The 16,678-nt window shown below is 38.9% G+C and carries 12 protein-coding genes; 3 read left to right on the top strand and 9 right to left on the bottom strand.

Annotated features, from left to right (window positions below; all coding sequences use genetic code 11):
• Positions 1–142: 142 nt before the first annotated feature.
• From G3R48_RS16505 to G3R48_RS16465, 9 genes are all read right to left on the bottom strand, one after another.
• The gene (locus G3R48_RS16505) at positions 143–1,387 is read right to left on the bottom strand and encodes a tetratricopeptide repeat protein (RefSeq protein WP_153662304.1); all 1,245 of its coding nucleotides are present in this window, start codon (positions 1,385–1,387) and stop codon (positions 143–145) included.
• Between the two features lie 12 nt (positions 1,388–1,399).
• Positions 1,400–2,011 (bottom strand): energy transducer TonB, encoded by a 612-nt coding sequence (locus tag G3R48_RS16500; protein WP_153662306.1) that lies wholly within the window; start codon positions 2,009–2,011, stop codon positions 1,400–1,402.
• A 1-nt stretch (position 2,012) separates the two neighbouring features.
• Positions 2,013–2,417, bottom strand: coding sequence for an ExbD/TolR family protein (locus tag G3R48_RS16495; RefSeq protein ID WP_153662308.1), 405 nt, complete (start codon positions 2,415–2,417; stop codon positions 2,013–2,015).
• Between the two features lie 15 nt (positions 2,418–2,432).
• Complete coding sequence (locus G3R48_RS16490) at positions 2,433–2,960, bottom strand: MotA/TolQ/ExbB proton channel family protein (protein WP_153662310.1); 528 nt, start codon at positions 2,958–2,960, stop codon at positions 2,433–2,435.
• Positions 2,960–4,315 carry a MotA/TolQ/ExbB proton channel family protein gene (locus G3R48_RS16485; protein ID WP_153662312.1) on the bottom strand — a complete coding sequence of 452 codons (1,356 nt, stop codon included), beginning with the start codon at positions 4,313–4,315 and terminating at the stop codon, positions 2,960–2,962. The genes G3R48_RS16490 and G3R48_RS16485 overlap by 1 nt, the downstream gene beginning before the upstream one ends.
• The gene (locus G3R48_RS16480) at positions 4,315–5,097 is read right to left on the bottom strand and encodes a DUF3450 domain-containing protein (RefSeq protein WP_153662314.1); all 783 of its coding nucleotides are present in this window, start codon (positions 5,095–5,097) and stop codon (positions 4,315–4,317) included. Before G3R48_RS16480 ends, G3R48_RS16485 begins: the two co-directional genes overlap by 1 nt.
• 507 nt (positions 5,098–5,604) lie before the next feature.
• Entirely contained in the window at positions 5,605–8,457 is a 2,853-nt protein-coding gene (locus G3R48_RS16475) for a TonB-dependent receptor domain-containing protein (protein WP_212593406.1), read from the bottom strand.
• An 840-nt stretch (positions 8,458–9,297) separates the two neighbouring features.
• Entirely contained in the window at positions 9,298–10,473 is a 1,176-nt protein-coding gene (locus tag G3R48_RS16470; RefSeq protein WP_153662318.1) for a porin, read from the bottom strand.
• Positions 10,474–10,683: 210 nt separating this feature from the next.
• Positions 10,684–13,044 (bottom strand): DNA polymerase II, encoded by a 2,361-nt coding sequence (locus G3R48_RS16465; RefSeq protein ID WP_153662958.1) that lies wholly within the window; start codon positions 13,042–13,044, stop codon positions 10,684–10,686.
• Positions 13,045–13,164: 120 nt separating this feature from the next.
• On the opposite strand from G3R48_RS16465, the gene dinG reads away from it, so the two are divergent.
• Genes dinG through G3R48_RS16450 form a run of 3 tightly spaced genes read left to right on the top strand, consistent with a single transcriptional unit; the run spans position 13,165 to position 16,678 of the window.
• Positions 13,165–15,237 carry an ATP-dependent DNA helicase DinG gene (gene dinG / locus G3R48_RS16460; RefSeq protein WP_153662320.1) on the top strand — a complete coding sequence of 691 codons (2,073 nt, stop codon included), beginning with the start codon at positions 13,165–13,167 and terminating at the stop codon, positions 15,235–15,237.
• Positions 15,238–15,245: 8 nt separating this feature from the next.
• Complete coding sequence (locus tag G3R48_RS16455) at positions 15,246–16,019, top strand: sulfite exporter TauE/SafE family protein (RefSeq protein WP_153662322.1); 774 nt, start codon at positions 15,246–15,248, stop codon at positions 16,017–16,019.
• The gene (locus G3R48_RS16450; protein WP_153662324.1) at positions 16,016–16,678 is read left to right on the top strand and encodes a primosomal replication protein; all 663 of its coding nucleotides are present in this window, start codon (positions 16,016–16,018) and stop codon (positions 16,676–16,678) included. Before G3R48_RS16455 ends, G3R48_RS16450 begins: the two co-directional genes overlap by 4 nt.

The following is a 16,678-nucleotide window of genomic DNA, read 5'->3' as shown; positions in this document are numbered from 1 at the left end:
GTAGATGTAGATGTAGATGTAGATGTAGATGTAGATGTAGATGTAGATGTAGATGTAGATGTAGATGTAGAAATCTATCGCAGTACACTCAAATAGCAACCATAAAAAAGCCCCAATTAAGGGGCTTTAAATAGGCAAGAAATTACAATGTTACATTGTGAATTCGCGCTTTCTCTTTGATGTAAGAGATATAACTATTTGCACTACGTTTTGTCTTGCTATCTTTAGCGGCTAGCACTGCACGCTGGTAAGCAGGTTTGTATTGTTTTAGCGTTAAGTACGCTAAGGCCAATTCAAACTGAGCTTCACCTGGATGTTCAATGCCATTTGCCAAAGCTTTTTTAAGAACAGGGATAGCTTCACGCTGTTTTTGATCAAGAGCTAAAATACGCCCTTGTTTCAATAACAAATCACCATCATTATCGAAATCAGCTGCAATACCATAATAGTTAGCTGCTTCTTTTAGATTTTTAGCCGAATGATAAAATCCTGCTAAAATGGTGTAATTTTTCTTGTTCTTTTCAATTAAACCAGACTTCAAATGCTTTTCAAAAATTTTCGCAGCTTGAAATGGTGATCCTTTTTGAGCAAGCAATTGAGACAAACGAGTAATATTACCAGCAGTTTCTAAAAAGCCATTTTTATAAGCTAAATCATATGTCGCTAACGAGCGGTCATAATCTTCAGTCATTAAATAAAATTGAGCTAATTGAACCCACAAACGCTTATCGTCTTGGAACAATGGCACCATAATTTCAAGTACCTTAACTGCATCTTTATATTTCTTTTGATTGAAATATGCAGTTAATTTCATTTGGTAAAGGCCTTTATCCGGAGCTTCAGAAAAAGAAATACCTTTATCTGCAACATCAAGGACCTTATCCCATTGTTTCAATTCACTGTACGCGATACCAATACGACGATAAACCTGAGCATCAGATTTACAAGTAAATTCCATCCACTTGTAATAACTAGGAATAGCATCTTTAAAGCGTTTTTCTTGCAGCAATAAGTCAGCATATAAGCGCAATGTAGCAGCGTGATCTGTTCCACCTAGAACATCCGCTTCTACAGCAGTCTTTAAATACTTGACAGCCGTTTTCATTTGACCTTTTTCGGCATAAAAGTTACCCAACATTCGGGCAACATACGCCTTGTCAAAATCATTCTTTGCGTTAACTTCAAGTAAAATTGCTATTGCTTCGTCCAAATTACCTTCAGTATATGCTTCAAACGACTTTTGCACTTTTTTAGCAGCACTTGCACCAACAGCTTTAGATTGACGTTTCTCAATCGGACACTTTTCAGCCGCCATTGCTGTTGTGGTAATCATTGAGCCACAAAAAGAAAGCATGAGTACACTTGCTATTTTAGTAACATTTTGCATTTTGCCTCCTTATTATTTATTCAATGTAAAGTCGAGTTGAACTGTCATACCTGGCAGTTTAAGCGGTTTGCCATCAACAATTTTGGGTTTATATTTCCACTTTTTTAACGCCCGAATTGCTTCGCGGTTAAATAAACGTTTTGGTTCAGCTTTGATAACTTTAACGTCCTCAACACCACCAACTTCGTTAATCGTAAATGAAAGTTGAACCCAACCTTCTTTACCATCTCGAGCAGCAGCGATTGGGTATTGAGGCTCAATACGGACGATAGGTGTTGCATCACCGTCACGAGTCATCATGTTACCCAGCTTAAAGCCGGTATTTAAACCACCTGATTGAACCGACCCCATGTTAAATGACATGCTGGTATCGATATCAGACGAACTCTCTGGCGGAGGAGTATCCGGCAAAGGTGGCTGTTCTGGTGGTGTAGGTGGCTTAGGTTTTACCCTAGGCTTATCCTGAACTTTCGTATCCTGCTTATCCATGCTGATCTCAATTACTGGAGAGTCAGCAGAAGTGTCGGCGCGCTTAGCGCCGCCACCGACCAAGAAGGCCATGAAGACAAACAGAGCGAAAGTAACAGCAGCACCAAGTATTAGTGATACTATTGCTTTGAACATATTAGTCTTTCCCCGCAGAAACCGATATTTTATCGATACCGGCTTTCTTAACGTTATCCATAACCTTAACAACAAGGCCATGTTCAGCTTCTTGATCTGCTTCAATTAAAACTGATGCTTCTGGTGACTCAGCTAACATACGTTCTACGTTTGCTGTTACACGCTCGATGTCAACCTGACGGTTTTCCATCTTAATCACACCAGTCTTACTCACACCAATGAAGATGTTAGCAGATTTCTGTTGAGTCGCTGTAGACGCTTCTGGCTTTTTATAATCTAGACCAGAAGGTTTGATAAACGACGTAGTTACAATGAAGAAGATCAACATGATAAACACGATGTCGAGCATCGGTGTCATATCTACTTGTGCTTCTTCTTCTACACTTGAATGCTTTTTACGTGACATTTTAAATACTCTCTTCTAGTGGTGAGGCAAGCTATCTTTTAGCTTTTCAATACTGATTTTCATTTTGGCGTCTAATCGAGTGCTAAAAAATACGCCCGATAGCGCCGCAACCATTCCAGCCATTGTTGGCATGGTCGCCATCGAAATACCAGCTGCCATCATACGAGCGTTACTCGTACCATGAACTGCCATCACATCGAATACTGTAATCATCCCAGTAACGGTACCAAGTAGTCCAATCATTGGACAAGTAGCCACTAAAGTTTTGATAATCAGCATACGAGCATTCATATCTTGCTTCGCTTGGGATACCCAAGCTTCACGGATACGGTGTGCATACCAAGAGGTTGAATCCTCTCTATTACCCCATGCTTGTATAATGTTTTTGTGCGCTTTTGGTGCAATCAAATTAATGTACCAATAACGTTCTAACATTAACACCCACATAAGGAATAGCACTGCCGCAACCAACCAAAGGACGTCACCTCCGGTGGCCATGAAGCCCCTGACGGAATCCCAGATGTCCATCAGGTATAGCATCATTAGGCGTTCCTCTTCTCAGCGTGCTCAGCAATCAAACCTGCACTTTGCTCTTCTAGAACTTGAACAACCGATTTGCTACGAGCAATAACAATTGCATGCATAAGCATCAATGGTAACGCTGCAACAAGACCTTGTACTGTTGTCATTAATGCCATTGAAATACCACCAGCCATTAAACGTGGGTCACCTGTACCAAATAATTGAATTGTTTGGAACGTTGCAATCATACCCGTTACGGTACCCAAAAGACCCATCATCGGTGCAATAGCCGCAAGTACTTTAATGATTGAAATACGCGCTTCTAAAGCTGGTGTTTCTTTCAAAATAGCTTCATCAAGTTTCAGCTCTAATGTTTCAACATCAACATCTTTATTATCTTTGTAAGTTTGCAAAATACGCCCAAGTGGGTTGTTACCTGGATTATCTACATTTTTACGTTGGCTGCTAACTTTCGCACCAATCATATAAAGAGTGACTAAACGTTCGATTGAAATCAATGCACCAAGAATAAGTAAACCAATGATGATATAACCAATTGGTCCACCCGCTTCGATACGTTCTTCAATAGTGGCTTTTTGAGTGAATACACTCAATAAGACACCGCGAGCAGGGTCAACAAATAATTTGTCATAACCAGACGTTGTTTGAGAGAAAGATTTCACGCTTGAAACTTGCTCACTGCCTGGCTGTTGTGATAACTCTTGAATTAAACCTAGATCAGCGTTGTAAACAACATATTTGCCATCGGCAAGTAAGTTATAAGAACCGACACGGATAACTTCTTTATTATGTACACTGCCATCTAGGCCAGTCACATCTGAATTGAACTTAACAACTTTACCTGACTCAACCATTTCAAAAAGTTGGTCTTCCCAAAACTTTTCTAATTCATTGATTTTTGGTAATTCTTTACGAGCACCAAGTTCAGAAATAAATTTGTCACGACCAGGATATTGAGCTGTGACGTTAGAATCGATTAACTTACCAGCAAAATCGCCGGCTTCGCCTTTAACAACACCGAACATTTCACCCAAGTCACCCTGAGCAATTTTACGATCTTCTTCAAGTTGTGCAATTTTACGTTCATTATCAGAGAAAGCTTGTGCTAAATCTTTACCACGCTTAGTTTCAGCAGCTAAAGCTGATTTTTCGCGTTTTAGTAATGCTGCTTTATCGCCACGTTCATTCAGAAACTCTGCTTCACGTTTTTTATTCGTTTTAGTTGCATTAGCTCTATCCGTTTGAACTTGCTTAAGAAGCTGCTCAATTGATTTTGGAGCATCAGCTGCACTTGCCATACCAGAGGTTAAGGCTAAAGTAGCAGCAAAAATTGCTGTTGAAATAAACTTTTTCATTATTGCGCAGCCTCCGCAGCAGGAATTGGTAGAGCGAACATGTCCGGAGCACCTTGGCCACGAGCTTGTTTAATTGCTTTGCTTAAGTTACGAAGGTAGCTATCTTCTAACTTATCCCAACTCTTCGTTTGTGCGTTGTACATCCAAGCAGATTTTTGGTCTTGGCTTTGTGCATATAAAGCAACACGTCCAAAGTTAAGGAAATCAACTAAGATTTCTTTACCATCAATCGTCACCTGACCTGTTTGGGCGTTTAGCTTCGTTCCGTATTCACGTTCAATGTTATAAGCATCAAGAATTAAGCGATACTTTTCAGCCAAGGTAACTTCTGCAGTGTTCAATACATCTTTTAGACGTTGAACACGTTCTTTACGAGTTTCAAGGTTGAATGGCAGGTCTAAATCAACAAAATGGTCAAGTGCGTCAACCATTTTAAACATTAACGGGACAACCCCTTGGCGAAGCTGATCAACACCATCAATGTCTTGTTGTATTAGTTTCATTGTTGCTTCTTGGTCTGCAACCAAGCCAGCAACGTAGTCATTATAAGATTTTAGAGATTCGCGTTCGTCCGCGACACTACCGTACTCAAAAAGCATGTCTTGAGCTTGGTCAAAATATTTATCAACTTTCTTTTGTGACGTTGCTGTTGAAGCATGAATCTTGCTATCAGCTTTTTGTACGTCAGCAAGAGAGTTTGCAACAGCAAAGTTGCTGCCAGCCAATGCTAGCGCGCCAACCAATGCAGTAGCGATTTTTGTTCTATTGCTTACCTTGGACATAGTTCCCAACCAATTTGATGTGAATTATAAAGTTTAACCTAACTATTAACATAAACACCTATTGTGCTACATATGTTAAACCCTGTTAAGTTTATCTTTCTATTGTGATTGTTAGTTTTATCTTCCCTTTCCCATGCCTAGCAAGGCATAGACCCGTTGGCATCATTTCACAAAATGTTGACCTGTGTCAACATTTGAAAACATCTAAAACTACTAGAAATGGGTCTTAAACTCCGAAAATATATCGAACGTTTAATAATTAAACGTTTAGTTAAAATATCCTACTTTTTTCACTCACTTTGAATCATTCTGGCTTAACGCTTTAATAACTCCCCTTGTTTTACATTAAAAAAATAAAGTCAGACCAATTAATTTGTCAAGTCGGCAATACTATTGAGCTTATATTTTTCTGAAATATACAGAGATAAAAACATCCATATAAATCCATTCTCAAAAAAAAGCCTTCTACAAAGAAGGCTTTTTCACTAAATAACGGTCATATTTTTCTTAGAATTTTTGAGAAATTCTAGCAAACCAGCTACGACCAAATAAACGGTATGTACTTTCATCGGTGCTACCATTGAACGCAGATTCAATATATGGAGGTAATTCATCTGTGATATTAGTAATACCTAAGCTAACACTAGTGCCAGTATCAAAGTTATAAGCTACTGTAACATCATGGTAGAAGAATGAATCTACTCCATACTGATGGTTACCACTATCAGGGTCATTCGAATCATTAAGAGTCGTACCCCAATATGTTAATTCATCATACTCAGTACCTGAAATGTAGTTCAGATTGTAGTTAACTGATAAATCTTCCCAAGCATATCCAGCGGTAAAGTTTAACTTGTCTGTCGCATAGGTCGTATCGCTATCAAAACGTCCATTCAAATCTTTCATTTCAAAAGCTAAAGTATCAGTGTCATATACTTGATTCTCACGCTCGAGGAAGTGTGTCCATGAAAGGTTGAAAGAGAAGTCACCACTTAATGCTTCAAAACCATAGTTTGCTTCAAAGTCGATACCTTTAGCAGTCATACGGCTTAAGTTAAGCGATTTTTCACTTAGATACGAAATTTCACCATTTGTACGTTCAATATTAGAACACAGTTCAGCTACACCACCGATATAACAACCATTTAGTGAATCAGCAGCAGAAATTGAATCAATCACATCATCAATTTCAATTGCCCAGTAATCAACAGTTAAACCTAACCCTTCAACAAATTCAGGTGAATATGCTAAACCAATTGTAAATGTATCACCTTCTTCTGGTTGTAATTCATCATTACCACCCACTTTAGACAATTGCTGAGAATCATTGTTATTTGAACCACCACTAGGTACACCATCAGCCATACAGTTAGATTGTGCTGATGCATCTAGGTTCGCCCAGTTACCTGAACCACATGGGTCAATTGCAGAAGGGAATGAATCATTTTCAGGTTGGTATAATGCATATATACCCGGTGCGCGGAACACGGTTCCATATGTGCTTCGGAACAATAAACCATCAATAATATCCCACTCTAAACCTAACTGATAAGTTGTAGATGAGTCAAAAGCATCGAAGTCATCGAAACGAACACCCGCTTTTAAATCTAAACGTTCAGCACCAGGCATATCTGAAAGTACAGGGATAACAAATTCTGCAAATAAACTATTTACTTCGAAGCTGCCATTAGTTCCTTGGCCCTTATTACCAGTCACTTCACCCATAAACTTACCTGAGTCAGTAACAGATTTAAGTTCTTCTTTACGATATTCATACCCTATACCACCTGATAATGCGCCAGACGGTAAGTCAATAACATCACCACCAACGAATGCGGTAAATGTTTGTAATGTATAAACTTCAGAATCAATTAAAGGAGCTGAAACATAATCAAGCATTTCTTGAGTTACAGAGCCTGGACCACCAAATACATTCATAGACACACAATCTGCTATCGGCGCGGTAGCTGTTCCACAAACGATATTACCATCAGCATCTTCAAACGAAGGGCCCATGGCTTTAGATAGGTTCGGTCCATATAATTGCCCGAAGTCAGTTGAGGCAGTTTGACTGTGACCATAGTTGTAATTCACATCATAATAATAGTTATCGTTGATATCACCTTCAAAACCAATAACTTGTTGGAAGCGAGTGACATCTTGTTCGAAACTACACCCACCTTCAAGCATACGACGGCGAGAGCGAACAACATCTTCCCCAAATGGGTTGTAGAAGTTGTCACGTGATACACCATTAAAACTAGTTCCATCTGGTGTAGTACCGCTATAAGCAGGGTCAAAGCGAGTATCATAAGGAACAGCAGCTAGTTCCTGACGAGATTTACGGTGGTTAATTCGAGTTTCAGAATAAACATTAATGTGATCATTGTACTCAAAGTGACCTTCGGCAAAGAAGTTTAATTTTTCATACGGCGTTTGCATATAGTTAACTGGGTTATAGTTATATGTATCTGCATCGGTGAAATCTCTCATGTCACCAATGTCAGCAATTCCACCATCACAGGTACCATTAGTTTGGCTTGGCCCACCACTTGCAAGATAGAAATTACCACATGGAACAGAGCCACTACCCAAGAAGTAAACATTTGCATCCGGACCACTGCCAATAAGACCATTTTTCCAGAATGATTCTTCTTCTGCCTCACCATAAATAACCCAAGGGTTATTTAAAAAATCGACATCACTATCGCCCTGTAAGACAGCATCTTGTTTTACGTAATCAGCACCAACAACAAAATGACCATCATCGAATGCTTTACCCGCAACAATACTAAAGCTATTTTGCTTGTTAGTATCAACGTCAAATGAATTACTTGTTTGGAAAGTTGCTTCAATACCTTCAAAATCTTTTTTAGTAATAATGTTTACAACACCAGCAACCGCATCGGCGCCATATGTTGCTGACGCACCATCTTTTAATACTTCAATACGTTCAATCATTGAACTTGGAATAGATTGGAAGTCAGATGAAACTGGACGACGTCCATTAACAAGCACAAGAGTACGAGTAGAACCTAAACCACGTAATTCAACAAACGTACTACCATCACCACCATTGTTAGTGGTTGTCATCGCTGGAGAACCAGACATAACTGCACTGTTCTGCAGGAATTGTCCAACATCCTGAATCCCCTGAACTGCCATCTGCTCAGAAGTAATCGTTGTCATTGGTGACGCTGTTTCCATATCAGTACGTTTGATACGTGAGCCGGTCACTTCAATCCGTTCTACTGTTGCACCTTCTTCTGCAGCAAATACTGCTGGTGCGCTTAATGCAGTCATAGCTGCACCGCTGATCATTGCTAAACGCACTGACTTAGCTAGTAAATTCTTATGCATTGTCTATCTCCCTGGACATTTTCTATCTTTCTTATAAAGCCAATTCTTCTGAATCGGTCTAGAGCACTTGTAAAGCAAAAGTAAACAAATGCCTCTCTCGAACGCAATAAAATCACATTTAAAACAACTAAGCAACATCTGAAACCATCAGGTATCACTTTTGACGTCCAAACCTGTCTACTTTGTGTCCAACTTTATGAACAGATCATGTTTAATCAGGGAGTAAAAGCGTGTAAACACTTGTTTTAAAAAGATATACAGCAAGTGTAAAATATTTCCTTATCCACAACAAATAAATTAACATTTTTTTGACATCTTGCGTTTTAAATTCATTCAAAATAGCTTTTGTGAGGTATGTACTAGCGGAGTGCCCATTTCAGAATGCATAGATGGGTTAGTGATCTACTATTTGTTAACAAATTCATTGGTGAGTAGCCAAAATAGATTCACATATATCATTTTTTATAGCTCTGATAAGTAACCCAATTGTAGAGTCGTCAATGTTTAAGCTGGAGAGCTATTTGGAATTGTTACGCTGATTTAGAATATGGCTGTTTGGCTGTTTGGCTGTTTGGCTGTTTGGCTGTTTGGCTGTTTGGCTGTTTGGCTGTTTGGCTGTTTGGCTGTTTGGCTGTTTGGCTGTTTGGCTGTTTGGCAAAACAGTGGGAGGATTAACGTGAAATGCTATCACTTGCTGTAAAAATTAACTTGGTTTCTCAACGTATTTTAAATAAAACGTACAAAGACTATTTATCAATAAAAAAGCCTGTTAGTTATCAACTAACAGGCTTTCAAGAATCTAATTGATTTTAGATACAATCACTTTGGTTACTTAATCTCTTACAAGAAGTATCTCACACCAACACCAACACCGTCATGGTCTGATAATTTATTAACTTCTTCTTGTGATCCAGTAAAATCGCTATTGTCGAAGCGACCTTCAACATAAAGCACAGTATTTTCATCCCAAATATAGTGTAAGCCTAAAACAAAAAACTGACGTTTAAACTTATCACCATTATATAAAGCTTCGTATTCATCACCCGCTTCTAACACGTTATATGCGGTTAATAAACGAATGTTGTTATCGAAGCGGTAAGATAAAAGTGATTCTAAGCCCTTCGCCTCTGGAATAATGCGACTTGCGCCATCTGTATCATGGTATTCATTTTGGTTATAATTGGCAGCAAAGTAAAAGCCATCACCTGCCCATTCACCATATTTAATCCCAACACCGACAATGGAGTCACGTTCTTTAAAAGTACTGCCGTTATCTGTCACTGCGTCAAACTCACCGGTATTATAACCTGCAGATATCGCAATCTTGTCAGTCGCATCATACGTAACTGACATGCCGTAAGTATTTTTATATTCTAGACTTTTTAAAGAACTCACCGCCATCGCTGGTGAGACTTTATTAGTATCTATTTCTACAATATCGATGTCATCTTGTTTTAATTGAACTTGAACAGCAAAACTGACATCACCAAACGCATTTCTATATTGAACAGTCTTATCACCACGGCCAGTACCATTTACTGAACCATCCCCTTTATTAAAAGTATAAGTACCTGAAGAGTCGCCGTCCCATGTGTTAACTAGGTTTGTTGCATTAACAACGTCATACCATGCGCCCCAGATTTTACCAATGGCAAGTTGGCCATATGTGTCGTGTTTCACTTCAACATAACCTAAACGGTTTGCTAAAAAATCACCTGCATTAGCATGTAACTGTCCATCATTAGTATAGTCAAGACTGTTGTTACCAAACGGATTTACACTCCATTCAAATTTTACATTTGCTTCCCAACCATTTCCCATTTGACGGTCAAATGCAAAATTAATTCTTGACGCACCATTCGCTACTTCAGTGTCACCTAAACCGTGATAAACACGAGCATCAACATAACCCCCAATAGATACTGCATTTTTAGCATCTTTATAAATTTCAATTGCAGATGCAGTAGGAGCAAACATAACAACTGCTAATGCCGAAGCAAGTAACGTCTTATTCATCAATTCAACCTTTTATCATTTGTATTCAGCAATATATTTATTATTGCTAATTTTATTTTAGTTAAGATTAGCAAAGAATAAACAAGCCACTCATAAATAGTCATCACATTTTGTTTAATTTAAACTAAAGTGATACAACGATCACACCAAGCCAGTTGGGCGCCTTATCATTCTTACAACAAAACACAAACAACAAACGTAATACTTACATCAAATTAACGAAAGTTGATTGGAAATAATGTTTTCGAAACGCTTTCCCATCAATGCAAGAATGGGTTCAGCAATAGGTTTTAACTGTTTTTCAATATAATAGTTAACGTCAATATCTGTCGGACTTAATTCATACGGAAAGGCTCCACGAAGTGTCATAAGGTAACTAACTTGTTGTCCTTTACGGCTATATTTCAGGTCATCTTTTTTTTCGGATAGAATTAATGCCGCTTTTACATGTGGTGAAGACTTCGCTGTATATTGTTCAGCATCTCGTCGTAAACGTTTTTTAAAGATGATCTCATGTTGATTGCGACCTTGCCTTAAGGCCTCAACTTCTTCTATTAAATAAGTGATGACATCCTGCTTATTAAAAAAACGGGTGTAAATTTCAAGTTGAACTCTCTTTGCCAATGGCGTCCAGTCACTCCTTACTTGTTCCATGCCTTTAAATATAAGTCCTTTGCTACCTTGCTTTGATATCACCTCACCCACATAACGTTTTTTACTGCCTTCTTGTGAACCTCGCAGGGTTGGCATAATAAATTGGGTAAAGTGAGTTTCAAATTCTAACTCAAGAAAACTCGTCACATTATGTTGTTTGTTACACCACTGCTGCCATTGTAAAGTGATTCTTTGGGCGAGTTGCTTGCCAATATTATTAATCTCATTCGCTGATAATGGCTGTTCAATCCAGACAAATGTGGAATCTGTATCACCGTATATTACGGTATACCCTTGCTCTTCAATCCACTGTTTAGTGAGCTTCATTATTTGATGACCGCGCATGGTAATGGAACTTGCAAGCTTTGCATCGTGAAACACACAGCCTGTAGAACCAAGTACGCCATATAGCGAGTTCATAATTATTTTTATTGCTTGGGATAACGGAGCATTATTTTCGGTTTTGGCATATTCGCGTTTTGTGGCTAATTGGGCAATAATTTCAGGTAATATCGGAGACTGACGGCTAAATTGTGCATCCAAAAAACCTTCAACACACTGTTCGTTATTCGCTGTTAATTGTGAGCCTTCTACCAAGCCTTTTGGATCAATTAAAAACGTACGAATAATTGATGGATACAAACTCTTGAAATCAAGCACCAACACATTTTGAAAATAACCTGGAATTGAATTCATCACATATCCGCCAGGGCTTTCAATACCTTGACTAGCCGGCTCAGCAGGCGCGACAAAACCATGGCGATGTAAATGCGGTAAATACAGATGATTGAAGGCCGCGACGGAGGCCCCTACTCGTCCGAGTTCAAGACCGGTTAATTTCGACCGTTCTAATGCAAAGGCAAGTAACTTGGTTTTTTCAAAAATATCCCAAACGAGCTTGCAGTCATTAATGTTGTATTGAGCGAGGGATAACTTGTCTTGCTCAAATAAGCGGGTTATTTCACCCGCGCGATTATCAACATGATCAATCTTTTTCCCTTTACCTAGTAATTGCTGAGAAACAAACTCTAACGAATAACTGTCAAATTGATAAAAAGCCGCTTTTAACCAATCAATGCCATCTAATACCACTCGCCCAGGTAGGTTTAATGTTTCAGGTCGATACTTACCTTCCACTTTCCAACTCATTAGTTCATGGTTGCGGCCAATATTTAAAGCAATATTATGTAATTCACAACGCTTTGACAGTAACGCTAAGTCAAATACCACAACCGCCCAACCAATGATAATGTCAGGGTCGTAATCATTAAACCAACTAATTAAGCAATGTATTAAGTCGACTTCATTCGCGACCCAAATCACCTTACATTCGTCATCTAAACTGGTTTTGGTCGTATTGTTTCCGACCATAATGACTAAGTTTACGTTATGTCCATACAAGCCAACCGAGTAAAGCTCACTATCAAAACTGCATTCAAAATCCAGTGATACCGTTTTCAGTGCGTAGTTTTCAACCACCAAATCAGTCACAGGCTTTCGGGCTTGAATAACGTCAAATTGGTTAGCGTTAATTACTGACCAATCTCCTTTCATCTCAATTTCTAAGGCAATAAACCGCTCAATTAAGTAACGATGCTCAGGTTTAATATCGGTTTCAAATAACTTAATGCCTAAATCGTTGGCTTCTTTTACCAACATACGTAAGGATTGCGAAGACTTAAGGTAAATAGCGGCAACGGGTTGTAAATTAAAACTCTTCAAAGACAAAGCTTTAACAGTAAAGTGGATATTAATTTTTTGCAGTTGAGCTAAATGGCGTTGCTCGCAAAAACAGACAACATGGGAACGTTGTATGCAAGCTTTCACCACACCAGTATGAGTTTTAATATAATATTGCAAGCTCAATCTGCCACGTTCCATCACCGCTTCGCGGGTGAGAACTAAACCTTTAATCATCCCCGTTGTCGTTAGTCGATTCACTGACACTCAATTTCCTTCAATATACTGCTGTTTAGCAAACGCATTCACTGTTATTATGTACAGCATAATTTAGCCAAGCGAAATAACAAACCACTAATGTTAACGGATAAAGTAAAAACCCAAATTAGGGATGTTTACAAGAAGATTGCTTCAGGTTTACCCAATTTTCGTTCTCGCAGAGAACAAAATTATATGGTAGCGGAGATCTCCAAAACATTAGCGGGCGATTATGACAAACAACGCAAAATTATTGTTGTAGAAGCTGGCACCGGGATTGGTAAATCTCTGTCTTATATCCTCGGCACTATTCCATTAGCGTTAGCAAATAAAAAGAAAGTTTGTATCGCAACTGCCACCGTTGCCCTGCAAGAGCAATTGCTACACAAAGACTTACCTTTTTTCTTACAACAATCAGAATTAGATTTTAAATTTGGCCTTGTAAAAGGCCGCCAGCGTTATGTTTGTTTAGCAAAACTTGACGCTATGATTGGCGCAGACGAAAACCAATTAGCAATGTGGCAGAATAAGCCTGATCAATCCCAAGTCGATAAATTAAAAAAATTACGTGATGAATTTCATCAAAAGAAGTGGAACGGGGAAATTGATACCCTAAAAGAGCCAATTGAAGATTTTCTTTGGCAGCAAATATGTTGTGACAAACACAGTTGCCATAAACAAATTACATCACATCATAATTGTCCATTTCATAGAGCCCGTGAAGACATTGAAACATGGGATGTATTAATCGCAAACCACAGTTTATTATTTGCTGACTTAGAACTCGGTGGTGGCATCATTTTGCCCGATCCAGAAGAAATGTACTACGTCATCGATGAGGCCCATCACTTACCCATTGTGGCACGTGATTTTTCAAGTGCTCAAGCCACCCTTCGTGGTGCAAGTGACTGGATAGAAAAATCGTCGAAAACTTGCCTCAAATTACAAAATCAATTAAAAACCACCCATATCATTAACCCTGTACAACAGATGGTTGACTTAAATATTGAACTGGTTGATTCACTCAATAAAGTCGCCCATTTTTGTGATACCCAAGCACCACTTTTTAATAACCCAGAAACACGTTGGCGTTTTGAACACGGAAAATTACCGCCTTCATTGTTGATAATGGCTGAAAACTTACAATCTGCATCATCAAAAGCAGTAAAACAATTTGGCAAGATTATCAGTGTGTTAAACGAAGCAATTAAAGATGGTGAACTTGCTAAACATGCTGCAGAAGCCAGTTTAGCCGAAACAGGGTTTATATTGCAGCGCTTAGAAAATCTGCACAAACTGTGGAAAATGCTTGCCAAAGAAGATAACAACAAAGGCGCACCTTTAGCGCGTTGGGCTGAAATTATCACCGGTAAACAGCAAGACTATCTTTTTTGCGCATCGCCGATTGAAGTCGGTTACATGCTTGAATCCATGCTATGGGAAAAAGCTGAAGGCGTGGTGTTATGCAGCGCCACATTAAGAGCATTGAATAACTTTAATCACTTTGCACATCAAGTCGGTTTATCCATTAACGATGGCAGCCGTTTTGTGGCGTTACAGTCACCATTCGATTATACCAATAATGCCACCTTATTTATTCCACAGATGGATAATGAACCCACCGCAGACGGTTACACCGAAGAGTTAGCCCAACAAATTATTGCGCTAATTGAAGGCGAGATGGCCACGTTGGTGCTATTTGCCTCTTATTGGCAAATGGAAAAAGTCGCCGATTTAATTGAGCCTAAGCTAAAAGGTTTGCCTATGCTTGTTCAAGGCACACTTTCTCGACAACAAATACTGAAAAAACATAAACAACGCTGTAATGATGGTGAGCCAAGTTTAATTTTAGGGACGGGAAGCTTTTCTGAAGGGTTAGATTTACCAGGTGATTATCTTACTAATTTAATTGTTACCAAACTGCCTTTTGCTGTCCCGACCTCACCTGTGGAACAAGCTCATGCAGAATATGTAAAAATCAAAGGCGGAAACCCTTTTTTACAATTAACCATACCTGATGCTTCGCGTAAGCTAGTGCAAAGTTGTGGTAGATTACTACGAAAGGAAGAAGACTACGGCCGTGTAACCATACTCGATCGCCGCCTAGTAACTAAACGCTATGGTAAGTCATTGATTGATGCCTTACCGCCTTTTCGCAAAGTAATAGAATAGGTTAATCATTGGAATTACTGTTAGAACCCAACCAATGGGCCATACTCGCTGTTATCGGCCTTATTGCCGGATTTATCGATGCCGTTGTTGGCGGCGGTGGGTTACTGTCCATTCCTACGCTATTAACATTTGGTGTTCCTCCACACTTGGCTTTAGGTACTAACAAACTAGCTGCTTGTTTTAGTTCAACTACCTCGTGTTATACCTATTATAAACAACAATTATTTACGCCTAAATTTTGGAAGCCTGCTGCATTAGCCACCTTAGTGGGTGCAATTATGGGAAGTTTATTGGTTTTTTTAATCAATGCTGACTGGTTAGAAAAGCTTTTACCTATTTTAATCATTTTAATCTCCGCATATACCTTAATTAGCCCGCAAGCAATGGGGGGTAACATCACCCAGGCCCCTACAACTACATCAACCAAATCAAAACAAATCTCACAAGGGCTTTTATTAGGTGGTTATGATGGTTTTGCAGGCCCGGGGATTGGTGCTTTTTGGACTGTCACATCCATACAACTACATAAATTGCCCTTACTGCACAGCTGTGGTTTAGCTAGAGCCATGACCTCAATCAGTAATATTACCGCATTAGTCATATTCAGCTTACTCGGACACGTTAATTGGTTACTGGGGATTTGGATGGGGTTAAGTATGATGGCTGGTGCCGCCATTGGGGCTAAAAGCGCTATCAGATTTGGAATTCCATTTATTAAACCATTATTTATTGTCATTGTTATCGCCATTGCTGGGCAACTTAGTTGGAGCGCATGGTCATGAACACCCAACAACTGATTAATCGCTTAAAACAACAAGTCATTCAATTAGAACAAGAAGCACTTCGACATGACCAACAGCTTGCACCAACCCAATCAAAATTATTGCAAGATATCGAACGCTTTAATCAATCATTGTTTATCCAAAAAGGGGCGCAATTATCCCCCTGTATTGTGCAAATCAAAAAAGATATTAAACAATTAGAAAAGCAATTATCTTTACGATTAGGAATGGCGACAGTAGCGTATCGCTGCCAAAATATTCAAGACAAGTTTACTGCATTGAAACGGGCATTAACTACAACAGGTGTCAACTTACAAGCTGAGCAGCAAAAACGCGCAAGTAACCGAGCTCGTTATGCTAAAAAACAGGTAAAACAACACAGTCACTCAGGGTTTGAATGGATAGCCAGTAGCGTTATGCAAAATAGCCATGAGATTTACCAAGAACTCAACAAACACTTAAATTGGGCGAAGAAAATTGAACATAAAATTGCTCAAATGGAACTTTCGCTTAATCAATGTCATCCTACTGAAAAAATAAAACTGCAAAATGACATTTTACTCATGCATAAACGCCTCGGAAAATGCAGGCAGGCGATCAGTTATATTGAAGAACGTATACAATATTTTGAACGCCCACATAACAAATTTAACCGCTAA

The organism is Shewanella intestini (assembly GCF_018221465.1).
Classification (GTDB): Bacteria; Pseudomonadota; Gammaproteobacteria; order Enterobacterales; family Shewanellaceae; genus Shewanella; species Shewanella intestini.
Note: the sequence above shows the minus strand (reverse complement) of the source record. Positions and strands in the feature narration are given on the sequence as shown.

Excerpts from the sequence above, each read along its gene's own strand:
- G3R48_RS16505 (WP_153662304.1), bottom strand. The coding sequence starts at position 1,387 with ATGCAAAATGTTACTAAAATAGCAAGTGTACTCATGCTTTCTTTTTGT.
- G3R48_RS16500 (WP_153662306.1), bottom strand. The coding sequence starts at position 2,011 with ATGTTCAAAGCAATAGTATCACTAATACTTGGTGCTGCTGTTACTTTC.
- G3R48_RS16495 (WP_153662308.1), bottom strand. The coding sequence starts at position 2,417 with ATGTCACGTAAAAAGCATTCAAGTGTAGAAGAAGAAGCACAAGTAGAT.
- G3R48_RS16490 (WP_153662310.1), bottom strand. The coding sequence starts at position 2,960 with ATGATGCTATACCTGATGGACATCTGGGATTCCGTCAGGGGCTTCATG.
- G3R48_RS16485 (WP_153662312.1), bottom strand. The coding sequence starts at position 4,315 with ATGAAAAAGTTTATTTCAACAGCAATTTTTGCTGCTACTTTAGCCTTA.
- G3R48_RS16480 (WP_153662314.1), bottom strand. The coding sequence starts at position 5,097 with ATGTCCAAGGTAAGCAATAGAACAAAAATCGCTACTGCATTGGTTGGC.
- G3R48_RS16475 (WP_212593406.1), bottom strand. The coding sequence starts at position 8,457 with ATGCATAAGAATTTACTAGCTAAGTCAGTGCGTTTAGCAATGATCAGC.
- G3R48_RS16470 (WP_153662318.1), bottom strand. The coding sequence starts at position 10,473 with ATGAATAAGACGTTACTTGCTTCGGCATTAGCAGTTGTTATGTTTGCT.
- G3R48_RS16465 (WP_153662958.1), bottom strand. The coding sequence starts at position 13,044 with ATGATTAAAGGTTTAGTTCTCACCCGCGAAGCGGTGATGGAACGTGGC.
- dinG (WP_153662320.1), top strand. The coding sequence starts at position 13,165 with ATGTTAACGGATAAAGTAAAAACCCAAATTAGGGATGTTTACAAGAAG.
- G3R48_RS16450 (WP_153662324.1), top strand. The coding sequence starts at position 16,016 with ATGAACACCCAACAACTGATTAATCGCTTAAAACAACAAGTCATTCAA.